The organism is Streptomyces sp. NPDC051940 (assembly GCF_040680895.1).
Classification (GTDB): domain Bacteria; phylum Actinomycetota; class Actinomycetes; order Streptomycetales; family Streptomycetaceae; genus Streptomyces.
The window spans coordinates 1-25,402 of record NZ_JBFAXR010000065.1; the positions used below are offsets into that span (position 1 = coordinate 1).

The 25,402-nt window shown below is 74.0% G+C and carries 23 protein-coding genes; 16 read left to right on the forward strand and 7 right to left on the reverse strand.

The genetic code is table 11. The features are described 5' to 3' along the window. Positions 1-566 precede the first annotated feature (566 nt). Entirely contained in the window at positions 567-1,991 is a 1,425-nt protein-coding gene (locus AB0M28_RS23865; protein WP_365408395.1) for a sugar porter family MFS transporter, read from the forward strand. A gap of 68 nt (positions 1,992-2,059) precedes the next feature. Further along, the gene (glsA, locus tag AB0M28_RS23870) at positions 2,060-3,043 is read left to right on the forward strand and encodes a glutaminase A (protein ID WP_365408398.1); all 984 of its coding nucleotides are present in this window, start codon (positions 2,060-2,062) and stop codon (positions 3,041-3,043) included. 9 nt (positions 3,044-3,052) lie between these two features. Here glsA and AB0M28_RS23875 read toward each other — a convergent pair whose 3' ends face one another. Then, on the reverse strand, positions 3,053-3,589 hold the full coding sequence (locus AB0M28_RS23875; protein WP_365408401.1) for a response regulator: 537 nt from the start codon (positions 3,587-3,589) through the stop codon (positions 3,053-3,055). Positions 3,590-3,778: 189 nt separating this feature from the next. On the opposite strand from AB0M28_RS23875, the gene AB0M28_RS23880 reads away from it, so the two are divergent. From AB0M28_RS23880 to mmuM, 4 genes are all read left to right on the forward strand, one after another. Continuing rightward, complete coding sequence (locus AB0M28_RS23880; RefSeq protein WP_365408404.1) at positions 3,779-4,150, forward strand: cell division protein SepF; 372 nt, start codon at positions 3,779-3,781, stop codon at positions 4,148-4,150. 136 nt (positions 4,151-4,286) lie between these two features. After that, a complete protein-coding gene (locus tag AB0M28_RS23885; protein ID WP_365408407.1) occupies positions 4,287-5,444 on the forward strand; it encodes an ATP-binding protein in 1,158 nt (385 codons plus the stop codon). Next, positions 5,431-5,754 carry a nucleotide pyrophosphohydrolase gene (locus tag AB0M28_RS23890; RefSeq protein ID WP_365408410.1) on the forward strand — a complete coding sequence of 108 codons (324 nt, stop codon included), beginning with the start codon at positions 5,431-5,433 and terminating at the stop codon, positions 5,752-5,754. Before AB0M28_RS23885 ends, AB0M28_RS23890 begins: the two co-directional genes overlap by 14 nt. Further along, a complete protein-coding gene (gene mmuM / locus AB0M28_RS23895; protein WP_365408413.1) occupies positions 5,751-6,668 on the forward strand; it encodes a homocysteine S-methyltransferase in 918 nt (305 codons plus the stop codon). The genes AB0M28_RS23890 and mmuM overlap by 4 nt, the downstream gene beginning before the upstream one ends. A gap of 43 nt (positions 6,669-6,711) precedes the next feature. Here mmuM and AB0M28_RS23900 read toward each other — a convergent pair whose 3' ends face one another. Continuing rightward, positions 6,712-7,326 carry an RraA family protein gene (locus tag AB0M28_RS23900; RefSeq protein WP_365408416.1) on the reverse strand — a complete coding sequence of 205 codons (615 nt, stop codon included), beginning with the start codon at positions 7,324-7,326 and terminating at the stop codon, positions 6,712-6,714. A 112-nt stretch (positions 7,327-7,438) separates the two neighbouring features. Between AB0M28_RS23900 and AB0M28_RS23905 the strand changes: the two genes are divergently transcribed. From AB0M28_RS23905 to AB0M28_RS23920, 4 genes are all read left to right on the forward strand, one after another. Further along, on the forward strand, positions 7,439-8,239 hold the full coding sequence (locus AB0M28_RS23905) for a thioesterase family protein (RefSeq protein ID WP_365408419.1): 801 nt from the start codon (positions 7,439-7,441) through the stop codon (positions 8,237-8,239). A gap of 70 nt (positions 8,240-8,309) precedes the next feature. Further along, positions 8,310-9,191 carry a hypothetical protein gene (locus AB0M28_RS23910; protein WP_365408422.1) on the forward strand — a complete coding sequence of 294 codons (882 nt, stop codon included), beginning with the start codon at positions 8,310-8,312 and terminating at the stop codon, positions 9,189-9,191. 90 nt (positions 9,192-9,281) lie between these two features. Beyond that, positions 9,282-10,772 (forward strand): 3' terminal RNA ribose 2'-O-methyltransferase Hen1, encoded by a 1,491-nt coding sequence (locus AB0M28_RS23915; protein ID WP_365408425.1) that lies wholly within the window; start codon positions 9,282-9,284, stop codon positions 10,770-10,772. After that, a complete protein-coding gene (locus AB0M28_RS23920; protein ID WP_365408428.1) occupies positions 10,769-13,294 on the forward strand; it encodes a polynucleotide kinase-phosphatase in 2,526 nt (841 codons plus the stop codon). The genes AB0M28_RS23915 and AB0M28_RS23920 overlap by 4 nt, the downstream gene beginning before the upstream one ends. Positions 13,295-13,348: 54 nt before the next feature. On the opposite strand, the gene AB0M28_RS23925 is transcribed toward AB0M28_RS23920, so the two are convergent. From AB0M28_RS23925 to AB0M28_RS23940, 4 genes are all read right to left on the reverse strand, one after another. Beyond that, complete coding sequence (locus tag AB0M28_RS23925) at positions 13,349-14,263, reverse strand: hypothetical protein (protein WP_365408431.1); 915 nt, start codon at positions 14,261-14,263, stop codon at positions 13,349-13,351. 78 nt (positions 14,264-14,341) lie between these two features. Beyond that, positions 14,342-14,965: a histidine phosphatase family protein gene (locus tag AB0M28_RS23930; RefSeq protein WP_365408434.1), complete on the reverse strand. Its 624-nt coding sequence runs from the start codon at positions 14,963-14,965 to the stop codon at positions 14,342-14,344. A gap of 16 nt (positions 14,966-14,981) precedes the next feature. Beyond that, positions 14,982-15,563 carry an NAD(P)H-dependent oxidoreductase gene (locus AB0M28_RS23935; protein WP_365408437.1) on the reverse strand — a complete coding sequence of 194 codons (582 nt, stop codon included), beginning with the start codon at positions 15,561-15,563 and terminating at the stop codon, positions 14,982-14,984. Further along, complete coding sequence (locus AB0M28_RS23940) at positions 15,560-16,201, reverse strand: hypothetical protein (protein ID WP_365408440.1); 642 nt, start codon at positions 16,199-16,201, stop codon at positions 15,560-15,562. Before AB0M28_RS23940 ends, AB0M28_RS23935 begins: the two co-directional genes overlap by 4 nt. A 59-nt stretch (positions 16,202-16,260) precedes the next feature. On the opposite strand from AB0M28_RS23940, the gene AB0M28_RS23945 reads away from it, so the two are divergent. The 3 genes from AB0M28_RS23945 (at position 16,261) to argF (ending at position 19,121) form a co-directional block, all read left to right on the forward strand. After that, positions 16,261-16,740 carry a MarR family winged helix-turn-helix transcriptional regulator gene (locus tag AB0M28_RS23945; RefSeq protein WP_365408443.1) on the forward strand — a complete coding sequence of 160 codons (480 nt, stop codon included), beginning with the start codon at positions 16,261-16,263 and terminating at the stop codon, positions 16,738-16,740. Positions 16,741-16,825: 85 nt separating this feature from the next. Next, positions 16,826-18,076: an arginine deiminase gene (locus AB0M28_RS23950; RefSeq protein ID WP_365408446.1), complete on the forward strand. Its 1,251-nt coding sequence runs from the start codon at positions 16,826-16,828 to the stop codon at positions 18,074-18,076. A gap of 46 nt (positions 18,077-18,122) precedes the next feature. After that, positions 18,123-19,121, forward strand: a complete 999-nt coding sequence (gene argF, locus AB0M28_RS23955; RefSeq protein WP_365408449.1) for an ornithine carbamoyltransferase — start codon at positions 18,123-18,125, stop codon at positions 19,119-19,121. Positions 19,122-19,359: 238 nt separating this feature from the next. Here the strand turns inward: argF and AB0M28_RS23960 are convergent, their stop codons facing one another. After that, positions 19,360-19,836 carry an ATP-binding protein gene (locus tag AB0M28_RS23960; protein ID WP_365408452.1) on the reverse strand — a complete coding sequence of 159 codons (477 nt, stop codon included), beginning with the start codon at positions 19,834-19,836 and terminating at the stop codon, positions 19,360-19,362. Between the two features lie 235 nt (positions 19,837-20,071). Here AB0M28_RS23960 and AB0M28_RS23965 point away from each other — a divergent pair, with 235 nt between their 5' ends. The 3 genes from AB0M28_RS23965 to AB0M28_RS23975 all read left to right on the forward strand — a co-directional run bounded on the left by AB0M28_RS23965 (position 20,072) and on the right by AB0M28_RS23975 (position 25,329). Then, entirely contained in the window at positions 20,072-22,135 is a 2,064-nt protein-coding gene (locus AB0M28_RS23965; protein ID WP_365408455.1) for a HEAT repeat domain-containing protein, read from the forward strand. Between the two features lie 78 nt (positions 22,136-22,213). Further along, a complete protein-coding gene (locus AB0M28_RS23970) occupies positions 22,214-23,041 on the forward strand; it encodes an enoyl-CoA hydratase family protein (RefSeq protein WP_365408458.1) in 828 nt (275 codons plus the stop codon). Between the two features lie 5 nt (positions 23,042-23,046). Continuing rightward, positions 23,047-25,329, forward strand: coding sequence for a bifunctional salicylyl-CoA 5-hydroxylase/oxidoreductase (locus AB0M28_RS23975; protein ID WP_365408504.1), 2,283 nt, complete (start codon positions 23,047-23,049; stop codon positions 25,327-25,329). The last annotated feature ends 73 nt before the right edge of the window (positions 25,330-25,402 follow it).

Genomic DNA, 25,402 nt, shown 5'->3' on the forward strand with positions numbered 1-25,402 from the left:
ACGCCCCCGCCCCAAACCCCCCCCGGCGGGGGACCCCCCCCCAAACCCCCCCGGGGGGCACCGCCCCCGGACCCCCGGGAGGGGCGGCGCGCCTCGGGCGGGGGTCGTGCGCCTGAAAGCCTTCTGGTGGCTCTGCCCCCGAACTCCCGGAAGGGGCTGCGGCGCAGGCGGGGCGCTCGCAGCGGAAGGGGGGTGCGGCCCCGCCGCCCGGCGCTTCCCCGCAGCGCACGGAGGCGCCGGCCCCCCGGCCCCGGGCCTCGCCCCGGCTCCCGGCCCTCCGGCCCCGGCCCCGGCTCCAGGCCCTCCGGCCCCGGCCCCTCGGGCCTCCGGCCCCGGCCCCCCGGCCCCCGGCCTCCGGCCCCCGGGCCTCCGGGCCTCCGGCCCTGGCCCTCGTCCCGCCCCTCGGCCCCGGTCTGCGCCCTGCGGCGGTCTCAGCGCAAAGTGAGTTCAAAAAGTGAATGAGGAATGTCCGAGTCGTGGGCGCATTGCCCTAATAGGTCCATGTTGACTTCAAGAGTTGAAGGAATAGTGTCGGAAAGGTTCCATCCTCGTTTCGGGAGTCATCGATGACGATCACCGCCCAGCCGACCGGCCCGGCGGCCCCGGCCGCCGGCCGCCCGCATCTGCGTCACGTCGTGTTCCTCGCCGCCGTCGCCGCGATGGGCGGTTTCCTCTTCGGCTACGACAGCTCCGTGATCAACGGCGCCGTCGAGGGCATCCGCGGCAGGTTCGACGTCGGCTCCGGGCTGCTGGCGCAGGTCATCGCCGTCGCCCTGATCGGCGCCGCCGTCGGCGCCACCGCCGCCGGGCGGCTCGCGGACCGGATCGGCCGGATCAGGGTGATGCAGATCGCCGCCGCGCTGTTCGCCGTGAGCGCGATCGGGTCCATGGTCCCGTTCGCGCTCTGGGACCTGGCAGCCTGGCGCACCCTCGGCGGCGTCGCCATCGGCATGGCCTCCGTGATCGCCCCCGCGTACATCGCCGAGGTCTCGCCCGCCGCGTACCGCGGCCGTCTCGCCTCCTTCCAGCAGGCCGCGATCGTGCTGGGCATCGCCGTCTCCCAGCTCGTCAACTGGGCCCTGCTCAAGCTCGCCGACGGCGACCAGCGCGGCAGCCTGCTGGGCCTGGAGGCGTGGCAGGTCATGCTCGGCGTGGCCGCGGTCCCGGCCGTCGTGTACGGCGTGCTGTCCCTGCGCATCCCCGAGTCGCCCCGCTACCTCATCGCCCAGGGCCGCACCGCCGACGCCCGCGCCGTCCTCGGCCGGGTCGAGGCGCCGGGTACGGACCTGGACGCCAAGCTCGCCGAGATCGACGGCCGGATGCGCAGCGAGCACAGGTCGACGTTCCGCGACCTGATCGGCCGGGCCGGACTGCTGCCGATCGTGTGGATCGGCATCGGGCTCTCCGTCTTCCAGCAGCTCGTCGGCATCAACGTGATCTTCTACTACAGCTCCTCGCTGTGGCAGTCCGTCGGCATCGACCCGTCGAGCTCGTTCTTCTACTCCTTCACCACGTCGATCATCAACATCATCGGCACCGTGATCGCGATGCTGTTCGTCGACCGGATCGGCCGCCGGCCGCTTGCCCTGATCGGCTCCGCGGGCATGGCGGTCACCCTTGGGCTCGCCGCCTGGGCGTTCTCGTACAAGAGCGGCTCCGGCGACGGCATCACGCTGCCCGACGCGCAGGGCACGGTCGCGCTCTTCGCGGCGCACGGCTTCGTGCTCTTCTTCGCGCTCTCCTGGGGCGTCGTGGTGTGGGTGATGCTCGGTGAGATGTTCCCGAGCAGGATCCGCGCCGCCGCGCTGGGTGTCGCCGCCTCCGCGCAGTGGGTGGCGAACTGGCTGATCACCGTCACGTTCCCGTCGCTGTCGGACTGGAACCTCTCCGGCGCGTACGTGATCTACACGGTCTTCGCCGTGCTCTCGGTCCCGTTCATCCTCAAGTGGGTGCCGGAGACCAAGGGCAGGGCGCTGGAGGAGATGGGCTGACCCCCGCGGCCCCGCCCGGGAGGCCCACCCGCAGCGCACCTTCCGCCACCAGACCCTAGGCTGGCCGCGTGGACTACCAGCCGCTGCTCGACGAGATCGCCGCGAAGGTGCGGTCCGAGGTCGGGCGCGGCGCCGTCGCCTCGTACATCCCCGCCCTCGCCTGCGTCGACATCGACCACTTCGGGATGGCCGTCGCCGACGTCGAGGGGCGCGTGGCCGGCGTCGGGGACTGGCGGCGGCCCTTCTCCGTGCAGAGCATCTCCAAGCTCTTCACGCTCGCCCTGGTCCTCGCCGAGCGCAAGGGCGAGCGTGAGCCCGACACCGAGCGCGAGACCGAGCCCGAGGGCGAGCCCGGGACCGAGGACCGAGGCAGCGAGGACATCTGGCGCCGCGTCGGGCGCGAGCCCTCCGGCAACCCGTTCAACTCCCTGGTGCAGCTGGAGTACGAGGACGGCATCCCCCGCAACCCGTTCATCAACGCCGGCTCCCTCGTCGTCACCGACCGGCTGCTCACCCTCACCGGCGACGCCCGCGGCGCGCTGCGCGCGTTCCTGCGCACCGAGTCCTGCAACCGCACCGTCGACTTCAACATCGCCGTCGCCGACTCCGAGGCCGAGCACGGCCACCGCAACGCCGCCCTCGCCCACTTCATGGCCGACTACGGCAATCTCGACAACGACGTCGCGGACGTCCTCGCCCACTACTTCTCCCAGTGCTCGATCGAGATGAGCTGCCGCGATCTCGCCCTGGCCGCCGGTTTCCTGGCCCGCCACGGGCTGCGCGGCGACGGCAGCCGGCTGCTGTCCGTACGGGCCGCGAAGCAGGTCAACGCCGTGATGCTGACCTGTGGCGCGTACGACGCGGCGGGGGAGTTCGCCTACCGGGTGGGCCTGCCCGGCAAGAGCGGTGTGGGCGGCGGCATCGTCGCCGTCGTGCCGGGGCGCTGCGCGGTCGCCGTGTGGAGCCCGGGCATCGACGAGCAGGGCAACTCCGTGGCGGGGGTGGCGGCGCTGGACCACTTCACGACGCTGACGGGGTGGTCGGTGTTCTGATCCCGCGGGTCAGGGCCCTTCCCCGCCCCCGGACTCTTCCCCGCTCCCGGACTCTTCCCCGCCGCCGGGCTCGTCCGCGTCCGTCAACTCCGCCAGCCGCCGTCGCAGTTCCGCCTCCGACTCCCGTACCCGCGTCAGCTCCACGCGCAGCCGTGCCAGCTCGCCGTACACCTCGATGAGGAAGGTGACCTTGGCGCGCAGCTCCCACGGATCCACCGGTTTGCCGAGGTAGTCGGCATCGCCGTGGGCGAGGCCCGCGGCCGTGCGGTCCGCGTCGTGGGGCATGCCGGTCAGGAAGAGGATCGGGATGTGCCGGGTCTGCTCCAGCCGTTTGAGCAGCGCCGCCGTCTGCAGTCCGTTGAGGCCGCCGGGCATCACCACGTCCATCAGGATGAGCGCGAACTGCCCCCGCAGCGCCGCCTTGAGGGCGTCCTCCCCGCTGGGCACGCTCACTATCTCGTGGCCGAGCGGCAACAGGGCGTAGGTCAGGGCGAGGACGCTGTCCGGGTTGTCGTCGACGACGAGTATCCTGCGCCGGCCGGTCATCTGTGCCCCAGGGTCTCTAACGGCTCGGCCCCAGGCTACGCGCGTCGCGCCGCCGCATCGCCGCCGGGGGGATGGTCCCGTACTTCCGGCGTACCGCGTCGCGAACGTGTCAATTCCCGCTTCTGCCACCGCTCCTCGTTAGACTCGGCCGATGTCCTCCATACGAGCGCGCAACGTGCGAGGTGACCGTTGAACGGACAGGACGTCACCGATGAGCAGTGGCGGGGCCTCGCCGAGGTGGTGCCGCTGCGTGGCAACGAATGGCCCTCCTGGACAGGGCACGAGACCCTCCCCGATGTGGAACCCGCCGAGGACGCACGGCGGTTCGTCGTCATCCGCTGCCAGTGCTTCGCCGACGCCCGGCAGGTCGCGGAGTATCTGATCGCGCAGATCCCGGTGCTGCTCGACCTCACGGTCGCGGAGCACGACGTGGCCAAGCGGATCCTCGACTTCGCCAGCGGCGTCACGTTCGGCATCCGCAGCACCATGCACCGCGTGGACCGCAACGTCTTCCTGCTGGCCCCGGTCGGCACCGAGGTGGAGCCGGTCGCGGGCCGCTGAGGGAACGGGGTCCGGGCGACGGGGCGGCCGGACCCGCACAGGGACCGAAGGACGAACCGCCGAAGGCACCCGTTCGGGCGACGCCTGACCTGGCGTAACGGTTCGGCGTACGGGGCGCTCACTAGCGTCTGCCCGCATGACCTCAGCCTCAGCCTCGGCCGTACCGCCCGAACTCCCCGGCCTCACCGAGCTGCGGCTGTCGGCCTTCAAGGGGCACCGCCGCCGCACCCTGCGCCTGGATCCCGTCACCGTGCTGGCCGGCAGCGGCAAGACCAGCGCGCTGCAGGCGTGCGAGGCGCTGGCGCGGATGGCCGGCGGCGACCAGCTCGACGAGTGCTTCGGCGCGGTGCCGGGCGGGGCCCGGGGCTGCATCCCGCGGCAGGCGCGGCCCGACGCGGGCGGGCGGCGCGGCTTCCGGATCGGCGTCAGCGCGGGCGGGCCGCTGGGCGAGGTGCGGCTCGACGTCGCCGTACAGGCCGAGCCGGAACTGCGGATCGTCGGCGAGCGGTTGACCGGGGCCGGGCACCAGCTGTTCTCCACCGCGCTGCGCGACCCGGGCCGGCGCCAGGTGCAGGCCGGGTGGCGTACGGCCGGGGCGGTGCCCGTCACCCGGGCGCCGCTGCCCGACGACCGGCTGGGCACCGCGCTGCTCCCGCTGCGGGTGGCGGGGCGTACGGAGGGAGAGCGGCTGGTGCTGGCCGCCGCGGAGCAGGTGGTGGTCGCGCTGCGGTCCCTGTTCCCCTGCGAGCCGCGCCCGGCCGCGATGCGCGCCCCGGTGCTCCCCGACGCCGGGGCGCTGCTGCCGGACTGCGGCAACCTCGCCGGGGTGCTGCGCCGGGTCCGCGACGCGTGCGCCACGCGGCACGGGCTGCTCGTCGACGCGGTACGGGACGGGTGCGGCGGCCGGGTGTACGACGTGTGCGCCGAGGAGTTGCCCGGGGGAGCGGTGCGCGCCGTGCTCGACCGGGGTGACCCGTACGGGTGTTCACCGCTGGAGGACCTCGGCGACGGGGAACTGCGGTACGTGGCGCTGGCCCTGGTCCTGCTCTCCGGCCCCGAGGTGCGGGCCGTGGAGCCGGACGCGGAGACCCCCGGGTCCTGCCCCGCGCTGACGGTGCTGGCCGACGGCCTCGACCGCGCCCTCAGCACCGGCCAGCACACGGCGCTGCTGCGGCTCGCCGCCCGGACGGCTGCCGGCGGGCGGGTGCGGCTGCTCGGCGCGGTCGCCGCGGCGGGGGAGGCGCGTACGGTGCGCGGGATCACGGTGGTAGACCTGGGGCATGACGAACCTTGACGTGCCGGCCCTGCAGCAGCGGCTGGTGGACTTCGCGGCCGCGCGGGACTGGGAGCAGTACCACACGCCGAAGAACCTGGTGGCCGCGCTGAGCGTGGAGGCGTCCGAGCTGGTGGAGATCTTCCAGTGGCTCACGCCCGAGGAGTCCGCGCGGGTGATGGACGACCCGGACAGCGCGTTCCGGGTGACGGACGAGGTCGCGGACGTGCTGGCGTATCTGCTGCGGCTGTGCACCGTCCTGGACGTCGATCCGCTCGAGGCGCTGGCGGCGAAGATCGAGCGCAACGAGCTGCGCTTCCCGGCGCGATGAGCGCGCCGGAGTCCCTGGCCGCCGCGCTCGCCGGCCGGGTGGTGATCCTCGACGGCGGTCTGTCGAACCAGCTCGAGGCCCAGGGCTGCGACCTCTCCGACTCGCTGTGGTCGGCGCGGCTGCTCGCCGACGCGCCCGGGCAGATCGAGGCGGCGCACGCGGCGTACGCGCGCGCCGGGGCACAGGTGCTGATCACGTCCAGCTACCAGGCGACGTACGAGGGCTTCGCCCGGGCCGGCATCGGCCGCGAGCGGGCGGCCGAACTGCTGACCCTCAGCGTGGCGCTGGCGCGCCGGGCCTCGTCCCCCGGCGGCTGGGTCGCCGCCTCCGCCGGGCCGTACGGGGCGATGCTCGCCGACGGCAGCGAGTACCGCGGCCGGTACGGGCTGAGCGTGCGCGAGCTGGAGCGCTTCCACCGGCCGCGGCTGGAGACCCTGGCCGCCGCGGGGCCGGACGTGCTGGCGCTGGAGACGGTGCCCGACATCGACGAGGCGGAGGCGCTGCTGCGCGCGGCCTCGGGGCTCGGGGTGCCCGTGTGGCTGTCGTACACCGTGGCGGGTGGCCGCACCCGCGCGGGCCAGCCGCTGGACGAGGGGTTCGCGCTGGCGGCGGGCAACGACCAGGTGCTCGCGACGGGCGTCAACTGCTGCGCACCCGGGGACGTACCGGAGGCCGTCGCGACGGCGGTGGCGGTGACGGGCAGACCGGCGGTGGCCTACCCGAACAGCGGCGAGGACTGGGACGCGACCGCCCGCTCCTGGCACGGCAGCGCGTCGCACCCCCTGACCGCGGCCCGCGCGTGGCGCGCGGCGGGCGCACGCCTGATCGGCGGCTGCTGCCGGGTGGGCCCGGCGGAGATCAACCGCCTCGCGGCGGCGCTGACGACGCAGCCCCCGCCGGAGGTCAGCCCGTGAACCCGCCGCCGCCAGGCGTCAGCCACTGAACCCCCGCCAGGCGTCAGCCCGTGAACCCGCCCTCGGCGAGCAGCTTGTCGATACGCGCCCGGTGCGCGGCCTCCCACGCGTCGAGGCTCTCCGCGGCCTCCTTCGCCAGCTTCGCCCGGGCGTCGGCCAGCACCTGCTCCCGCCGCGCCGACGGCACGACGACGACGCCCTCCTCGTCCGCCACGACGACGTCGCCCGCGTGCACGGTCACGCCGCCGCAGCGCACGGGCCCGTCGAAGGACGTCACCGCGGCCTTGGTGCCCGGGATGGGGATGACGCCCCGCGCGTGGACGGGGAAGCCCATCTCCCGTACCTCGGCGAGATCCCGGATCACCCCGTCCAGCACGAACCCCGCGATGCCCCGGCGCTGGGCGACGGCGCAGACGTTGCCGCCGGCGAGCGCGTGGTCGAGGTCGCCGGACTCCACGACGATCACGGATCCCGGCGCCGCGCGGTGGATCGCGGCGTGCAGCATGAGGTTGTCGCCGGGCGGGCAGCGCACGGTGAACGCCGGCCCCGCGAGCCGGGGCGCGGACGGCCACAGCGGGCGGATGCCGATGTCCATCACCTGGGTGCGGCCCAGCAGGTCGGCGAGGGTCGTCGGGGGGATCTCCCGGAAAGCGTTCATGTGTGTCCTCCGTTCGGCGCGTGCACGGTAACACCCGCCGAACGGACCGGCTCCTGACAGATGAGCAAGCGCTTAGTAAACTCGGGTACGCCACCGTCCGAGGGAGAACCCGATGACCGCTCCGCAGGCCGAAGCCTTCTACGTCCGCGAGGACCGGGACCGGTTCCTGTCCACGCCCTACACCACGGGCCCGTGGGACCCGAAGGCGCAGCACGCGGGGCCGCCCGCGGCGCTGCTGGGCCTGGCGGTCGAGGACCGCCCGGGGCGGCGCGAGGAGCTGCGCGTCGCGCGGATGTCGTACGAGATCATGCGCCCCGTGCCGATCGCCCCGCTGACCGTGGCCACGCGGGTGATACGCGAGGGGCGCAACGTGGAGCTGGTCGAGGCCGTGCTGACCCCCGACGGCGGTCCCGAGGTCATGCGGGCGACCGCGCTGCTGGTCAAGGCGTCGCCGGACTCCGTCCCCGAGGTGCTGCCCGGGCCCGAGGTGCCGGGGCCGCAGGAGGCGACGCACACCGGCTTCTTCCCGCTGGCGTGGGACCAGGGCTACCACACCGCCATGGAGCTGCGCTTCACCTCCGGCGCCTTCCTCGAACTCGGGCCCGCCACGGCCTGGTTCCGGATGCGGCTCCCGCTCGTGGCGGGCGAGGAGATCCGCCCGCTCAGCCGCGTCCTGACGGCCGCGGACTCCGGCAACGGCATCAGCGCCGCGGTCGACTTCTCCCGCTACGTCTTCGTCAACGCCGACCTCACCGTGAACGTCCACCGCCACCCCCAGGGCGACTGGGTGTGCGTCGACGCCCGGACGAGCGTGGACGGCGCGGGCATCGGCCTGGCGGAGGCGGGCCTGCACGACGAGAAGGGGCCGCTCGGGCGCAGCACGCAGACGCTGTACGTGGGACCGCGGCGCTGAACGGCGGGCGGGGCGGGCCGCGTTGCCGGTCGCGCTGCAACCCTTCGCCCCTGCCGCGCGTCACACCGGCATGCCGAGATTCCGCGCCCCCGCGGCGCTGTGCGCACTGGCCGCCGCCGTCCTGCTCGTGACCGGCTGCGGCGGGAAGCTCCCCGATCCCGGCGGCACCGAGGGGTTCGGGGCCGCCGTCGACCCCGACGCGCGCATGCGCGAGGTGGCCGCCGCCTGGGAGGGCACCGAGGTCGCCCGCAACTGGCGTGACGGCTACTACCCCCTCGGGGAGGCGGAGGTGCTGCCCGAGGGGGCCTGGCGCAACGGCGACGACAAGATCGCCCACCTCGAGCGCCGATTCGTGCTGCGCGGCCCGCAGCCTCCGAAACCGCCCGCGCGCGCCGAGATCCGCTGGGACGACGGGAAGGCGCTCCAGACCGCCGTGCTCCCGGTGGAGAGCCTCTACCCGCTGGCCGAGGAGGGCTCCGGCGGTACGAAACCGCTCGTCATCACCCGTGTCGAACTCGGCGAGATACCCATGGCCACCAGCCGGGGCCCGGCCCGTGTCCCCGCCTGGCTGCTGACCGTCGAGGGCTACGCCACGCCGATCCAGCGGTCCGCGGTCGACGCGTCCGACCATCCCGAGGCCCCGGTGAAGGCGCTGGACGGCTGGGACAGTCTGGAGGAGGTGCGCAACGTACGGCCGTACTCCGCGGACAGCCGCACGCTGACGGTCGACGTCCTCCACGGCGCCTGCGACAAGGGGCCCAGGGCGTACCTCCTCGAGACCGGGCGGACCGTGGTCGTGCGCGGAGACGTCGAGTCCAGGGATCCGGGCCCCTGCGAGGCAAGCCTCCACTCCACACCCGTGACCGTCGAACTCACCGCCCCCGTCGGCGACCGGATCCTGCTCGACGCCGTCACCGGACTGCCCCTGTCCACGGACCGGCCGCGGGGCTGAGCGGGCCGGCCCCGGGCGGAGGACCCCGGGAGGCCCGAGCCCGGCCATATTCCCTGGCCAGAACCTGGGTGCACAGGAATACTCGGCGGTATGTTCCTGACGATCTCGACCACCGGCACAGCCGCGCACCCGGCCACCGACCTGGGCTTCCTCCTGCACAAGCATCCGGCGAAGGCCCAGTCCTTCTCCACCGCGCAGGGCACCGCCCACGTCTTCTACCCGGAGGCGGCGGAGCACCGCTGCACGGCCGCGCTGCTGCTGGAGGTCGATCCCGTCGCCCTGGTGCGGCGGGGCAGGGGCAAGGGCCGGGGCGGCGCCCCGGACTCCGCGCTCGCGCAGTACGTCAACGACCGCCCGTACGCGGCCGGCTCCCTGCTCGCCGTAGCCCTCAGCACGGTCTTCAAGTCCGCGCTGCGCGGCGTCTGCGCCCAGCGCCCCGAGCGCGCGGCCCGGCCGCTGCCGCTGCGCGTCGAGGTGCCCGTCGTGCCCGCGCGCGGCGGCGCGGACCTGGTACGCCGGCTCTTCGAGCCCATGGGCTGGCGGGTCACCGCCGAGCCCGTGCAGCTCGACCCCCGCTTCCCGGAGTGGGGCGAGTCGCGCTACGTCTCCCTCCTCCTGGAGGGCGAACTGCCGCTCTCCGCCGCCCTGCGCCACCTGTACGTCCTGCTCCCCGTCCTCGACGACGCCAAGCACTACTGGGTCGCCCCGGACGAGGTCGACAAGCTGCTGCGTGCGGGCGAGGGCTGGCTGGAGGACCACCCCGAGCAGAAGCTGATCACCGCCCGTTACCGCTCCCGCCGCTGGTCCCTGGCGCGTGAGGCCATGGAGCGGCTGGAGCTGGCCCGGCTCGCCGAGGCGGACGACACCGAGGCCGAGGAGCTGGACAACGCCGTCGACGAGAGCGTCGACACCGAGGAGAAGCCCGTACCGCTGGCCGCCCAGCGCCGCGAGGCGATCAGCGGCGCGCTGCGGGCGGCCGGCGCGGCCCGCGTGCTCGACCTGGGCTGCGGGCAGGGCCAGCTGGTCGGCGAGCTGCTGAAGGACGTCCGCTACACCGAGGTCGTCGGCGTGGACGTGTCCGTGCGCGCGCTGAACGTCGCCGCCCGCAGGCTCCGGCTGGAGCGGATGGGCGAACGCCAGGCGGGCCGCGTGCGGCTGCTCCAGGGCTCGCTGACGTACACCGACGCCCGGCTGAAGGGGTACGACGCCGCCGTGCTCAGCGAGGTGATCGAGCACCTCGACCTGCCGCGGCTGCCCGCGCTGGAGTACGCGGTGTTCGGCTCCGCCCGCCCGCACACGGTGATCGTCACCACGCCGAACGTCGAGTACAACGTCCGCTGGGAGACCCTCCCCGCGGGGCACAGCCGGCACTCGGACCACCGCTTCGAATGGACCCGGGCGGAGTTCGCCGACTGGGCGCAGGCCGTCGCCGCCCGGCACGGCTACGCCGTGGCGTACCGGCCGGTGGGCCCGGACGACCCGGAGGTCGGACCGCCCACGCAGATGGCGGTGTTCACCCTGGCCGGCGACACCGCGACGACCACCACCACCACCACGAACCAGAAGGAGGCCGCCGCATGACCACCCACCGCACCGTCGCCGTGCCCGACCTCTCCCTCGTCGTGCTCGTCGGCACGACCGGCTCCGGCAAGTCCACCTTCGGCCGCCGCCACTTCAAACCCACCGAGGTCGTCTCCTCGGACTTCTGCCGGGGACTGGTCGCCGACGACGAGAACGACCAGTCGGCGAGCAGCGACGCCTTCGACGTCCTGCACTACATCGTCGGCAAGCGCCTCGCCGCCGGCCGCCTCACCGTCGTGGACGCCACCAACGTCCAGCCGGAGTCCCGCCGTCAGCTGGTCGCGATCGCCCGCGAGCACGACGTCCTGCCCGTCGCGATCGTCCTCGACGTCCCCGAGCACGTCTGCGCCGAGCGCAACGCCGCCCGGCCCGACCGGGCGGACATGCCGAAGCACGTCATCCCGCGCCAGCGCCGCGAGCTGCGCCGCTCCCTGCGCGGGCTGGAGCGCGAGGGCTTCCGCAAGGTGCACGTGCTGAAGGGCACCGAGGAGATCGACGCCGCCGAGGTCGTGCTGGAGCGCCGCTTCAACGATCTGCGGCACCTCACCGGCCCGTTCGACATCGTCGGCGACATCCACGGCTGCGCGGGCGAACTGGAGTCGCTGCTGGCGAAGCTGGGTTACGTCGACGGCGTCCACCCCGACGGCCGTACGGCGGTCTTCGTCGGCGACCTGGTGGACCGCGGCCCCGACACCCCCGGCGTCCTGCGGCGGGTGATGGGGATGGTGGCGTCCGGCAGCGCGCTGTGCGTGCCCGGCAACCACGAGAACAAGCTGGGCCGCTGGCTGAAGGGCCGCAAGGTGCAGCTCACCCACGGACTGCCGGAGACCGTCGAGCAGCTGGAGCGCGAGGACGACGAGTTCCGCGAGCGGGTACGGGAGTTCATCGACGGCCTCGTCAGCCACTACGTGCTGGACGGCGGCAGGCTCGTCGTCTGCCACGCCGGCCTGCCCGAGAAGTACCACGGCCGCACCTCCGGCCGCGTCCGCAGCCACGCGCTGTACGGCGACACCACCGGCGAGACCGACGAGTTCGGCCTGCCCGTGCGCTACCCGTGGGCGGAGGACTACCGCGGCCGGGCGGCCGTGGTCTACGGCCACACCCCGGTGCCGCAGGCGAGCTGGCTCAACAACACCATCTGCCTGGACACCGGTGCCGTCTTCGGCGGCAGGCTGACCGCGCTGCGCTGGCCGGAGCGGGAGCTGGTCGACGTACCCGCGGAGAAGGTCTGGTACGAGCCGGTCAAGCCGCTCACGACGGAGGCCCCCGGCGGGCTCGACGGCCGGCCGCTGGACCTGGCGGACGTGCACGGCAAGCGGATCGTGGAGACCCGGCACATGGGCCGGCTCGCCGTCCGCGAGGAGAACGCGGCGGCGGCGCTGGAGGTCATGAGCCGCTTCGCGGTCGACCCGCGGCTGCTGATGTACCTGCCGCCGACGATGGCGCCCACGGCGACGTCCGAGGTGGAGGGGTATCTGGAGCACCCGGCGGAGGCGTTCGCGGCGTACCGGGCCGACGGTGTGCGCGAGGTCGTGTGCGAGGAGAAGCACATGGGCTCGCGGGCGGTCGCGCTGGTGTGCCGGGACGACGCGGCGCGGTTCGGCGTCGGGGACGTGTCCGGTGCGCTGTACACCCGTACGGGCCGGCCCTTCTTCGACGACCCGGCCGTGACCGAGGAGGTGCTCGGCCGCGTGCGGACGGCGATCGGGACCGCCGGCCTGTGGGACGAACTCGGCACTGACTGGCTGCTGCTGGACGCGGAGCTGCTGCCCTGGTCGCTGAAGGCGTCGGGCCTGCTGCGCCACCAGTACGCGGCCGTCGGCGCGGCCTCCCGCACGGTCTTCCCGGGCGCGCTCTCGGCCCTCGAGGCCGCGGCGGAGCGGGGCGTGGACCTGGGCGGTCTTGCGGACCGGCAGCGGGAGCGGTCGGCGGACGCGGCGGCGTTCACCGAGGCGTACCGCCGCTACTGCTGGAGCACGGAGGGCCTCGACGGGGTGCGCCTCGCGCCGTTCCAGGTGCTGGCGTCGCAGGGCCGCAGCCACGCCGCGGTCCCGCACCACCGGCAGCTGGCGTGGCTGGACCGGCTCGTGTCGGCGGACGGCAGCGGTCTGCTGCGCCGTACGGAGCGGCTCGTCGTCGACACCCACGACGAGGAGTCCGTCGCGGCCGGCGTCCGGTGGTGGCTGGACCTCACCGAGGCGGGCGGTGAGGGCATGGTCGTCAAACCGCTCGCGGCGCTGGTGCGCGGCGGGGAGGGCGACCGCCTCGTCCAGCCCGGCATCAAGTGCCGGGGCCGCGAGTACCTCCGGATCATCTACGGCCCGGAGTACACGCGCCCCGACAACCTCGCCCGCCTGCGGCAGCGCTTCCTGGGCCACAAGCGCTCCCTGGCCCTGCGGGAGTACGCCCTGGGCCTGGAGGCCCTGGACCGGCTCGCGGACGGCGAACCGCTGTGGCGCGTCCACGAGGCGGTGTTCGCGGTGCTGGCGCTCGAGTCGGAGCCGGTGGACCCGCGGCTGTGACGGCGCGGGCCCCTCGTCCGGCGAGGGGCGCGCGGCCGGACCGCGGTACGGGCCTCAGCCCTGGTACACCATCGTGCACAGCAGCGTCTCGCCGTCGTCGAGCGTCCACGACCAGTACTGCGTCTGGTCGTTCTGCACGCGTCTGCAGAGGCTGGGGTCCGTGCCCTTGGACGTGTTGTAGACGCCGGTGATGTGCATGACCTGGTTGTACGGGACCGGGACCTTCTTCGCCGTGCAGTCGACGGCGGTCATCGGGCCCATGTCCACGATGCGGTTGTTCTCCTGGATCGCCAGGAAGCAGCCGCCCACGTGGTAGATCCGCCGCAGGCACAGCTGGACCGACTCGCCCGTGGACACCGACTGGTACGTCCACACGCCGTTGTTGTCGCTGGTCGAGCAGCCTCCGCTGGTGCCGGTGACCTGGACCAGGGCGTCCTCGCTCCGGCACGAGACCGGGTCCGGGGGCGTGTCGTGGCTCCAGCGCCACTCGGTCTTGCCGCCGTTGCCGGTGTCCCAGACGGCGAGGCAGGATCCGGACGCCACGGCCCGGAACGCGTCCGCGGTCGGGTCGGAGGCCGGCGTGGTGACGTCCCCGCCGGGATCGGACCCACCGCCGCTGCTGCTACCGCTGCTGTCGTCGGTGGCGCCCGTGCTGCCGGTGTCGAAACTCGAGCTGGGGCTCGGGGAGCCGCCTGCCGAGTCGTCGTCGCCGCCGTCGTCACCGCCGCCGGGGAGGGAGAGGGCGACGATGATCGTGATGATCACGGAGATGGTGACGCTGATGGCGGCTATCAGCCCGTTGTTGGGCCCGCCGGCGGAAGGTCCGGGCGGTCCGGGCGGTATCGGGGGAGTGGGGCCGTACGGCGGTCCGCCCGGCGGCCCGGGCGGCGGGACCTCGGGCGGGCCGAAGCCGCCTCCCGGCCCGGGACCGTAGTCGCCGCCGGGCGGCGGGCCGAATGAGTTGCTCACGGTGTCCCCCCGTAACTCGCCTCTACGTGGCCCCGCATGCTATCGAGCACGTGTGCCAAGTGCCCCGCCGGGTTCGTATCAGAAGGGCATCACCCGCGAGTTGAACGACAGCAGCGCCACCTGCTCCGGGGCCGTGAGGCGCAGCTCCGTCAGCGCCCCGTTGCGGATCTCGGGGAGCTGGCGGCGGTACTCGCCGGCCGGCATGCCCAGCAGCTCGCTCAGCACCAGCCGCATCAGCGTCCCGTGCCACACCACCAGCACGCGCTGCCCGGGGTGCGCCGACGCGATCCGCCACAGCGCGGCCGTACCGCGGCGGATCGCCGCCCGCGGATCCTCCTCGCCGGGCAGCGGATGCGCGACGGGGTCCGCCTCGAACGCGGCCACGGCCTCGGGCGCGTCGACGGCCACCTCGGCGAGCGTACGACCCTCCGCCGTACCGAAGTCGAGCTCGATCAGCCCCTTGTCGACCTGGAGGTCCACGCCCGCCGACCGGGCCGCGGGCTCCGCCGTCGACCGCGCCCGTGACAGCGGCGAGCACCACACGGCGTCCAGTTCCGCCTTCCCGGCCCACTGGCCGAGCGCCTCCGCCTGCCGCAGCCCGAGGTCGGTCAGCCCGATGTCGCTGACGCCGGCGTAGCGGTTGCCTTCATGCCAAACGGTCTCGCCGTGCCGCGCGAGGAAGAGAGTCGTCACGCTTGTCACGGTAGTCGACGGCCCGTTACGCGCAGGCGCCCACCGGCGCTGTGTCGCCCGCCCCGAGCAGGGCGGCGACCTCGTCCAGCACCGCCCCGACCCCGTCCGCCACCTCGGGCGTCACGGTGAACTCCCCGTCCGTCCCGATCCGGTCCTCGATCCCCGGCACCGACAGCGAGGCCCCGGCCGCCCGCATCCCGAGCCGCTCCAGCACGGGCCGCAGCATCGCGACGGCGGGCGCGCCGCCGGAGCTGCCGACGCTGTAGCTGACCAGCCCCACGGGCTTGTCCCGCCACTCGGCGTACAGATGGTCGAGCGCGTTCTTCAACGGCGCGCTGAAGGCGCCGTTGTGCATCGGCATGACGAACACGAACGCGTCGGCCGCGGAGACCAGGGCGCTCCACTCCCGGGTGCTGCGGTGGACGTACCGCCCGTCGGCGGGATGCTCCGGCTCGGCCAGCAGCGGCAGCCCCACCTCGCGCAGGTCGACCAGGGTGACGTCGGGCCCGGCCGGATGCCGCCGGGCCCGGTCGGCGACCCAGTGGGCGAGCGGCCGCCCGCTGGAGCCGGACCTGATGCTGGCGGAGACGACGTACAGACGGCTCATCGGACACGTCCTTCGAGGGTCGGGGGAGTGGGGGCGAGGCTGAACACGCGCAGCGTCCACTGCGCCAGCGGGCCGATGGCCAGCGCGAAGAGGACGGTGCCCGCGCCGACCGTGCCGCCGAGCAGCCAGCCCGCGGCGGTCACCGCGAGCTCCAGGGCGGTACGGACCACGCGGACGGAGTGGCCGCGGCGGGCGAGCCCGGTCATCAGCCCGTCGCGCGGCCCCGGGCCCAGCCCGGCGCCGATGTAGAGGCCGGTGGCCAGGGCGTTGACCGCGATGCCGAGGAGCAGCAGGGCCGTCCGGGCGGCCCAGGCGCCGTCCGGTGGTACGGGCAGCACGTGCAGGCCCGTGTCCGCGACGAACCCGACCACGACGACGTTGGCGACGGTCCCGGGACCCGGCCGCTCGCGCAGCGGTATCCAGGCCAGCAGGACCAGCGCGCCCACGCCGTTCACCACCCAGCCGAAGGGCAGCCCGGTGCTCCGTGCCAGCCCCTGGTGCAGCACGTCCCACGACGGCAGCCCGAGCCCGGCCCTGACCAGCAGCGCGATGCTCAGCCCGAACAGCACGAGCCCGCCGCCCAGTTGGGCCGTACGCCGGAGGGGCCGCCCGGGCGCCGGAGATAGTTGACGTGTCACGCATATGACCGTACGACCAAGGTGGATGACATGTCAACCAAACCGCTACCCTGGACCCCATGACCATCGACGACGACCCCGTGACCGCCGGCCCGAACTGGCTCACCGACTCCGAGCAGCGCGCCTGGCAGGCGTACCGGCGGATGTTCCTGCTGCTCAACGCCCAGCTCGCGCGCGAACTGAGCCGGGACAGCGGGCTCTCCGAACCGGACTACGACGTGCTGTCCACCCTCGGCGACAGTCAGGGGCACCGGCGCCGGATCAGTGAGCTGGCCGACCGGATGCTGTGGTCCCGCAGCCGGCTCTCCCACCACCTCGCCCGGATGGAGCGGCGCGGCCTCGTCCGCAAGGAGGGCAGCGCGGACGACGGCCGCGGCGCCGTGGTCGTGCTGACCGGCGAGGGGCTGCGCACCCTGCGGGCCGCGGCCCCGCGGCACGTGGAGTCCGTACGCCGGCACTTCATCGACCTCCTCACGCCCGAGGAGGTCGACGCCTTCGCCCGGATCGGCGAGCGGGTCGTGGGCGGCCTCACCGACTGACGGCGGCCGCACGGTCTGACGTGCGGCCTCACCGGCGAAGCGACGAAGCGGAGTGAAAACCGATCAGCCGTGGCATCGTGAGGGCATGACTGCGCGCTCCGAACGCACAGAACGTCGATTCCGGGTCGACTCCGAGGCGGGGCGCCTGCGCCGCGTCATCCTGCACCGGCCGGACCTCGAACTCAAACGCCTCACGCCCAGCAACAAGGACGCCCTCCTCTTCGACGACGTGCTGTGGGTGCGCCGCGCCCGCGAGGAGCACGACGGCTTCGCGGACGTGCTGCGCGACCGCGGTGTCGAGGTGCACCTGTTCGGCGACCTGCTCACCGAGAGCCTCGGCGTCCCCGAGGCGCGCGCCCTGGTGCTCGACCGGGTCTTCGACGAGAAGGAGTTCGGCCCGCTGGCCACGGACAAACTCCGCGCCGCCTTCGACGGACTGTCCTCCCGGGAGCTGTGCGAGGCCCTCGTCGGCGGGATCACCAAGCGCGAGTACCTGGCCGCCTTCGACGAGCCCACCTCGGTCCGCTTCCACGTGATGGACCCGGACGACTTCCTGCTCGGCCCCCTGCCGAACCACATCTTCACCCGCGACACCTCCTGCTGGGTGTACGACGGGGTGTCGATCAACGCCATGAAGTGGCCGGCGCGCCAGCGCGAGACCGTGCACTTCGAGGCGATCTACCAGCACCACCCGCTCTTCCGCGACGCGGGCTTCCGGATCTGGTCCACCGGCCAGGAGGACTACCCCTCCACCATCGAGGGCGGCGACGTCCTGGTCCTCGGCAACGGCGCCGTCCTCATCGGGATGAGCGAGCGCACCACGCCGCAGGCCGTCGAGATGCTCGCCCGCGGACTGTTCCAGGCCGGCTCCGCCCGGACGATCGTGGCCCTGGACATGCCGAAGCGGCGGGCGTTCATGCATCTGGACACCGTGATGACGATGGTGGCCGCCGACACCTTCACCCAGTACGCGGGCCTCGGCATGCTCCGCTCGTACACCATCGAGCCCGGCTCGGGCGGCGACGGGCTGAAGGTCACCGACCACCCGCCGGAGCACATGCACCGCGCGATCGCCTCCGCCCTGGGGCTGGACGGCATCCGCGTGCTCACCGCCACCCAGGACGTCCACGCCGCCGAGCGCGAGCAGTGGGACGACGGGTGCAATGTGCTCGCCGTCGAGCCGGGCGTCGTCATCGCGTACGAGCGCAACGCCACGACCAACACCCATCTGCGCAAGGAGGGCATCGAGGTGATCGAGATCCGGGGCAGCGAGCTGGGCCGGGGGCGGGGCGGTCCGCGGTGCATGAGCTGTCCGGTCGAGCGTGATCCTGTATAGTGATGCGCTCATTCGCATAATCATCGGACACCTGGGAGCCCCCGCCATGGCGATAGACCTCACCGGCCGCCACTTCCTGAAGGAACTGGACTTCACCGGCGACGAGATCCGCCAGCTGGTCGGCCTGGCGGCGCAGCTCAAGGCCGCAAAGGCGATGGGCGCCGAGGACCGGTTGCTGGCCGGGAAGAACATCGCCCTGGTCTTCGAGAAGACCTCCACCCGTACCCGTTGCTCCTTCGAGGTCGCCGCCGCGGACCAGGGCGCCGCCACGGTCTACCTCGACCCCGCGGGCTCGCAGTTCGGCCACAAGGAGTCCGTGAAGGACACCGCCCGCGTCCTCGGCCGGATGTTCGACGCGATCGAGTTCCGGGGCTCGTCCCAGGCGGACGTGGAGGAGCTGGCCGCGTACGCCGGCGTGCCCGTCTACAACGGGCTCACCGACGACTGGCACCCCACCCAGATGCTCGCCGACGTCCTCACCATGACCGAGCACTGCCCGAAGCCCCTGGCGGAGCAGACGCTGGCCTACCTCGGCGACGCCCGCTTCAACATGGGCAACTCCTACCTGGTCACCGGCGCCCTGCTCGGCATGGACGTGCGGCTGGTCGCGCCCAAGTCGTACTGGCCCGCCGACGCGGTCGTCGCCGAGGCCCGCCGCGTCGCCGAGTCCACCGGCGCGCGGATCACCCTCACCGAGGACGTCGCGGAGGGCGTGGCCGGCGCGGACTTCCTCGCCACCGACGTCTGGGTCTCCATGGGCGAGCCCAAGGAGGTCTGGGACGAGCGCATCGCGGCCCTGGCCCCGTACGCCGTGACCATGGACGTCCTGCGCGCCACCGGCAACCCGGACGTGAAGTTCCTGCACTGCCTCCCCGCCTTCCACGACCTCGGCACGGCCGTGGGCCGCGAGATCCACGCCCGGCACGGCCTGACGTACCTGGAGGTCTCCGACGAGGTCTTCGAGTCCGCGCACTCCGTCGTCTTCGACGAGGCCGAGAACCGCATGCACACGATCAAGGCGCTGCTGGTCGCAACGCTCACCTGAGCCGTTGACCCTGCCCCTGGGGCGATCGGCGTCTTCGCGCGCCGCTCACGGCTGTCGCACAAGGCGCTGCGCCTGTACGACCCGCAGGGCCTGCTGGTCCCGGCCGAGGCCGACCCGTACAGCGGCTACCGCCGGCTCGACATGCCGCCGGCCGAGGCGCGCGAGCTGCTCGCCGCGCCGGCCCCCGGACGACGAGGTGTGCGACGTGGCGTTCCCCGTGGAATGAGGGGGGTTCGGGTCAGACGGCGGTGGGGAGGCGGAACCAGACCGCCTTGCCGTGCGGGGTGGGGCGGCAGCCCGCGGCGGCGCTGAGGGTGCGGATGAGGAGCAGCCCGCGGCCGTTCTCGCACAGCTCCTCGACCGGCTCCGGGGCGCTCTGCCGCAGCATCTCGAACGGCGACGCCGCCGCCTGCAGCGGCACGGTCAGCCCGGGCACGGGCTCCGGGGCGCCGTCCTGCACCTCGATCCGGAATCCGGCGGGCAGCAGCTCCACGACCAGCCGCACCGGCGTCCCGGCCGGCGTGTGCAGCACGGCGTTCGCCACCAGCTCGGCCGTGAGCAGCTCGGCGGTGTCCGGATCCCCGCCCTCCGGCGCGACCTCGGCCAGCACGTCCCGGATCAGCGCCCGGGCGATCGGAACCGCGGCGGCGGAGTGCGGCAGCTCGATGCTCCACAGGGTCCGCTGGGCTGTGCCGGCGTACTGCATGACGGTCATCCGTTCCTCTGTGCGGCGCTCGCGTGCCCGTCCACCGTAAACGGTCCCCGGCACCGCTGAGCAGGGCCGTAGGTAGCCCACACCGGTGCCGTGTGGCGTACGCCACTCGGGACCTTCGGCGGGTTTCACCCGGCGCGAGCCTGTGCGGCGCACACCCCACCGTGCGTTTGGCGCCCCTGCCGCACCACTCGGCGCGCCGGTCGCGTTGTCAGTGGTGCCCGGCAAAGTACCTCGCATGTTCCAAGGACTTGATGACATCGACTGGGCGTCGATGGAGCACGCGTACGGCTCGGCGGAGAACGTCCCGGGGATGCTGAGGGCGATGCGCTCACCGGACGCGCAGGAGCGGGAGCAGGCGTTCGGCGAGTTCTACGGCGCCGTCCACCATCAGGGAGACGTCTATCTCTGTACGGCGGCGAGCGTGCCGTTCCTGTTCGAGCTGGCAGGCGACGGGCACACGCCCGACCGGGCCGCGGTCGTCGGGCTGCTGGTCAGCATCGGCAGGGAGGCCGTCGCCCGGGGCGACGTGCGGTACGAGCCGCCGCTGGGCCACCCGCAGGCCGCGGCGCGCATGCGCGCGTGGTCGGAGGCGTTCGTGGGCTTCGCCCGCGACGCCGACGTGGCCGTGCGCAGGGCCGCGATACCGGCCGTGGGGCTGTTCCCCGACGACGCGGACCGGGCCGCGGCGGTTCTGCGCGACCGGCTGCCGGCCGAGTCCGGGATCGTCGAGCGGCTGCTGGTCGTCGAGTCCATGGCCGACCTGGCCCTGCGCCTGCCGGCCTGCGCGGCGGAGGCGGCGGCATGGCTGGCCGGGCTGGCCGCCGACACGGCCGTCGACCCGGCGACGAGGCTCGCGGCCGTGGTGCACCGGGCGCGCTGCGACCCGGAGCGGATCGGCGAGGATGCCGTCCCCGCCGCGATCGCCCTGCTGCGCGGCGTCGCGGACACTCCCGTACCGGCCGAGGAGTGGGCCTCGCCGCCGACGGCGGAGCCGAGCCGTCCGGCGGACGCCGAGGTACGGCCGCAGGACCTCGCCGCCTTCGAGCACCTGGACCGGCTCAACCGTGTGTACGCGCCCACCACGGAGCTGCTGCGTGCCTTCCACACCACCCTCGGCCCCCGTGTCTCCCAGCGCACGGCGCTCCTGCTGGCACAGCTGCGCAGCCCCGACCCGGGGTCGCGCCTCGACGCGATACGGATGGGCGCGGACCTGATACGCGGCCGGCGCGGGGACCACACGGCCCTCGTCAGGCTCCTGGCCGGGCGTCTGCGCGACACCGACCACGAGGTCGCGGCGGAGGCCGCCACCGCGCTCCAAGAGTGCCGTGCCATCGCGGAGCCGGCTCGCGAGGCCCTGGCGGCGCACGTCGCCGCGCAGCGCGCGGAGCACGGACGCGAGGTCTGGGCCGCCCCCGACCGGCGGTTGCGCCGGTCCCACCAGGAGGCGGTGCGGGCGCTGGCCGGGCTCGGGGACGTACGGGCGGTGCCGAGCCTGCTGACGGCGCTGGACGGCGGGGTGGACAGATGGCGTGCGGTGGAGGTCGCCGGGACCGTGCGGGAGGCGGCCGGTGAGCTCGCGCCGCGGCTGTGCGCCGGGCTGCGCCGGGCGCACCGCGATCGGCACGGGTCCGGCGGCGCCGAGGGCCCGCTGCTCCGGGCCCTTGCCGCACTGGGCGATCCGGTGGCGGTACCCCTGATCGCGGCAGAGCTGAGCACGTCGGACGGCCAGTGGAGCGACAGGGGTGCGGCGCTGGCGGGCCTCGCGTCGTTCGGCCCCGCCGCGGCGTCCGCCCTGGACGTGATCCGGGACCTGGCGGCCTCCCGGAACCGGCACGTCCGACCCGCTGCCGTGGCGGCGCTGTGGGCCGTCGGCCGCGATCACGAGGAGGTCCTGCCGCACGTGCTCGACCTGCTCGGCAGCGATCCCACCACAGCCGCCGGACTCCTCGCCGAGATCGGCCCGCCCGCCGCGGCCGCCCTCCCTCGCCTGCGCGAGCTGCTGACCGACCGCTACGAGTGGGTCCGCGTCCACAGCGCCGCCGCGCTCTGGGAGATCGCCGGGGACGCCGAGGCCCCGGCCGTGCTGGACACACTGCTCCGGACCTGGGAGGAGCACCCCCACACGGCGAGGGGCGTGCTGGCCTGCCTGGACCGGATGGGACGAGCCGCGGAGCCGGCGCTCCCGCTCGTACGACGGGACCTGGCCGCCGGGACGCGCCCCGGCGTCTGGGGCGACGTGATCGGGGAGGACGAGAAACGGCAGCGCCTCTGCCGCACCCTCATCGGACGGCTCTCCTGAAACCCGCCCCGGGACGCCCACCTGCAGAGTTATCGCGCCCTCGTGACGACAGTCACGGACCGGTGATAGCTTCGGCGTATGAGTCCCTTCACCGGATCCGCAGCGACCACCGAGGACTGGCAGCACATCCGGGTCGACGCAGTCGACGGTGTCGTCACCGTCACGCTCGCGCGGCCGGAGAAGCTCAACGCGCTGACCTTCGGCGCGTACGCCGACCTGCGCGACCTCCTCGCCGAGCTCGCCCGCACCGGGGAGACGCGGGCGCTGGTGCTGGCGGGGGAGGGGCGCGGGTTCTGCTCGGGCGGGGACGTCGACGAGATCATCGGGGCGACGCTGGGCATGGAGACCGGCTCGCTGCTCGACTTCAACCGGATGACCGGGCAGGTCGTCCGCGCGATCCGCGAGGCGCCCTTCCCCGTCGTCGCCGCCCTGCACGGCGTCGCCGCCGGGGCCGGGGCCGTGCTCGCGCTCGCCGCCGACTTCCGGGTCGCCGACCCCTCCGCCCGCTTCGCGTTCCTGTTCACCCGGGTCGGCCTCAGCGGCGGCGACATGGGCGCCGCCTACCTCCTGCCGCGGGTCGTGGGCCTCGGGCACGCCACCCGGCTGCTGATGCTCGGCGACACCGTCCGCGCGCCCGAGGCCGAGCGCATCGGCCTGATCAGTCAGCTGGCCGACGAGGGACGCGCCGACGCCGTCGCCCAGGAGCTGGCCCGCCGCCTCGCCGACGGACCCGCGCTCGCCCACGCCCAGACCAAGGCCCTGCTCACCGCCGAGCTGGACATGCCGCTGGCCGCCTCCGTGGAGATGGACGCCGCCACCCAGGCCCTGCTGATGAACAGCGCCGACTACGAGGAGTTCCACGCGGCCTTCACCGAGAAGCGCACCCCCAAGTGGCAGGGGCGGTGACCGGGTTGCGGGTGGCGGTGATCGGCGGCGGACCCGGCGGGCTGTACGCGGCCGCGCTGCTCAAACGCCTCGACCCCGCCCGGGAGGTCACCGTCTGGGAGCGCAACGCCCCCGACGACACCTTCGGCTTCGGCGTCGTGCTGTCCGACGAGACCCTCGGCGGCATCGAGCACGCGGACCCCGCCGTCTACGCCGCGCTGGGCGAGGAGTTCGTCCGCTGGGACGACATCGACATCGTCCACCGGGGTCTCGAACTGCGCTCCGGCGGCCACGGCTTCTCCGCCCTGAGCCGGCGCCGCCTCCTCGCCGTCCTGCACGAGCGCTGCCGCGGCCTGGGCGTCGACCTCCGCTTCCGGACCGAGGCACCGCACGCCACCGAACTCTCCGCCGCCTACGACCTGGTGATCGCGGCCGACGGCGTCAACAGCGTGACCCGCGCCGCGCACGCCGACGCCTTCCGGCCCCGCGTCGACGAGCACCGCTGCCGCTACATCTGGCTCTCCGCGCCCTTCGCCTTCGACGCCTTCCGCTTCGAGATCGCCGAGACCGAGCACGGCGTGATGCAGCTGCACGGCTATCCGTACTCCGCCGGCGACGCCGGTGCCGCAGCCGCCTCGACGGTCATCGTCGAGATGCACGAGGACGTGTGGCGGCGAGCCGGGCTCGACCGGTGCGACGAGCAGCAGTCCATCGAGCGGTGCGGCAAGTACTTCGCCGACGCCCTCGGCGGACGCCCGCTCACCGGCAACCGCTCGCTGTGGACGGTCTTCCGCACGGTCGTCTGCGAGCGCTGGTCCGCGGGCAACATCGTGCTGCTCGGCGACGCCGCGCACACCGCGCACTTCTCCGTCGGCTCCGGCACCAAACTGGCCGTCGAGGACGCCCTCGCCCTCGCCGCGTGCCTCACGGAGCAGCCGTCCGTACCCGAGGCCCTCCAGGCGTACGAGGCGGAGCGGCGGCCCGTCGTCGCCTCCACGCAGCGCGCGGCCCAGGCCAGCCGCGAGTGGTTCGAGGAGCTGCACCGCTACGTCGACCAGCCCCCGCACCAGTTCGCGTTCAACCTCCTCACCCGCAGCCGCCGCATCACCCACGACAACCTGCGCGTGCGCGACGCCGCGTTCGTCCGCGCCGTCGAGGCGGAGGCCGGCGTCGAGGACGGCACGCCCCCGATGTTCACCCCGTTCCGGCTCGGCGGACTGACCCTGCGCAACCGCGTGGTGTGCTCGCCGATGGACATGTACTCGGCCGTCGACGGCCTGCCCGGCGACTTCCACCTCGTCCACCTCGGCGCACGGGCGCTCGGCGGGGCGGGGCTGGTGATGACGGAGATGGTCTGCGTCAGTCCCGAGGGCCGGATCACGCCCGGCTGCACGGGCCTGTGGAACGACGAGCAGGAGGCCGGCTGGCGCCGCGTCGCGGACTTCGTGCACGCGTCCGCGCCCGGCACCGCGCTGGGCGTCCAGCTCGGCCACTCCGGGCGCAAGGGGTCCACCCGGCTCATGTGGGAGGGCATCGACCAGCCGCTGCCCGCCGGCAACTGGCCGGTGGTCGCCCCGTCCCCGCTGCCGTACCAGCCGGGCGTCAACCAGACCCCGCACGAACTGACGCCCGCCGGACTCGCCGCGATCCGCGAGGAGTTCGCCGCGTCAGCCCGGCGCGCCGCCCGCGCCGGCTTCGACCTGCTCGAACTGCACTGCGCCCACGGCTATCTGCTCTCCTCCTTCCTCTCCCCGCTCACCAACCGCCGCACCGATGCCTACGGCGGCGACCTCGCCGCCCGGCTGCGCTTCCCGCTGGAGGTCCTCGACGCCGTACGCCGGGAGTGGCCGGCCGACCGGCCCGTGACGGTCCGCGTCTCGGCCACCGACTGGGCCGAGGGCGGAACGACCGCCGACGACGCGGTGGAGATCGCGCGCGCCTTCGCCGACCACGGCGCCGACGCGATCGACGTGTCGACCGGCCAGGTCGTCCCGTACGAACGCCCCGCCTTCGGCCGCTCCTACCAGACGCCGTACGCCGACCGCATCCGCGCCGAGGTGGGCGTCCCGGTGATCGCCGTGGGCGCCATCTCCTCCTGGGACGACGTCAACTCCCTGGTCCTGGCGGGCCGCGCCGACCTGTGTGCCCTGGCCCGCCCGCACCTGTACGACCCGCACTGGACGCTGCACGCCGCCGCGGAGCAGGGCTACGCCGGGCCCGGCGCCCCCTGGCCCGCGCAGTACCGGGCGGGCTCGCGCCGGCCGCCGACGGGGCGTACGGACGCACCGAAGCCGCGGCTGACGCTGTAGCGTCCGCGAAGGGCCCGCGCGCGCCGGGTGGCGCCCCCGCCGGGCCCTCGCGCGCCGTCACCCGATGGGGTCG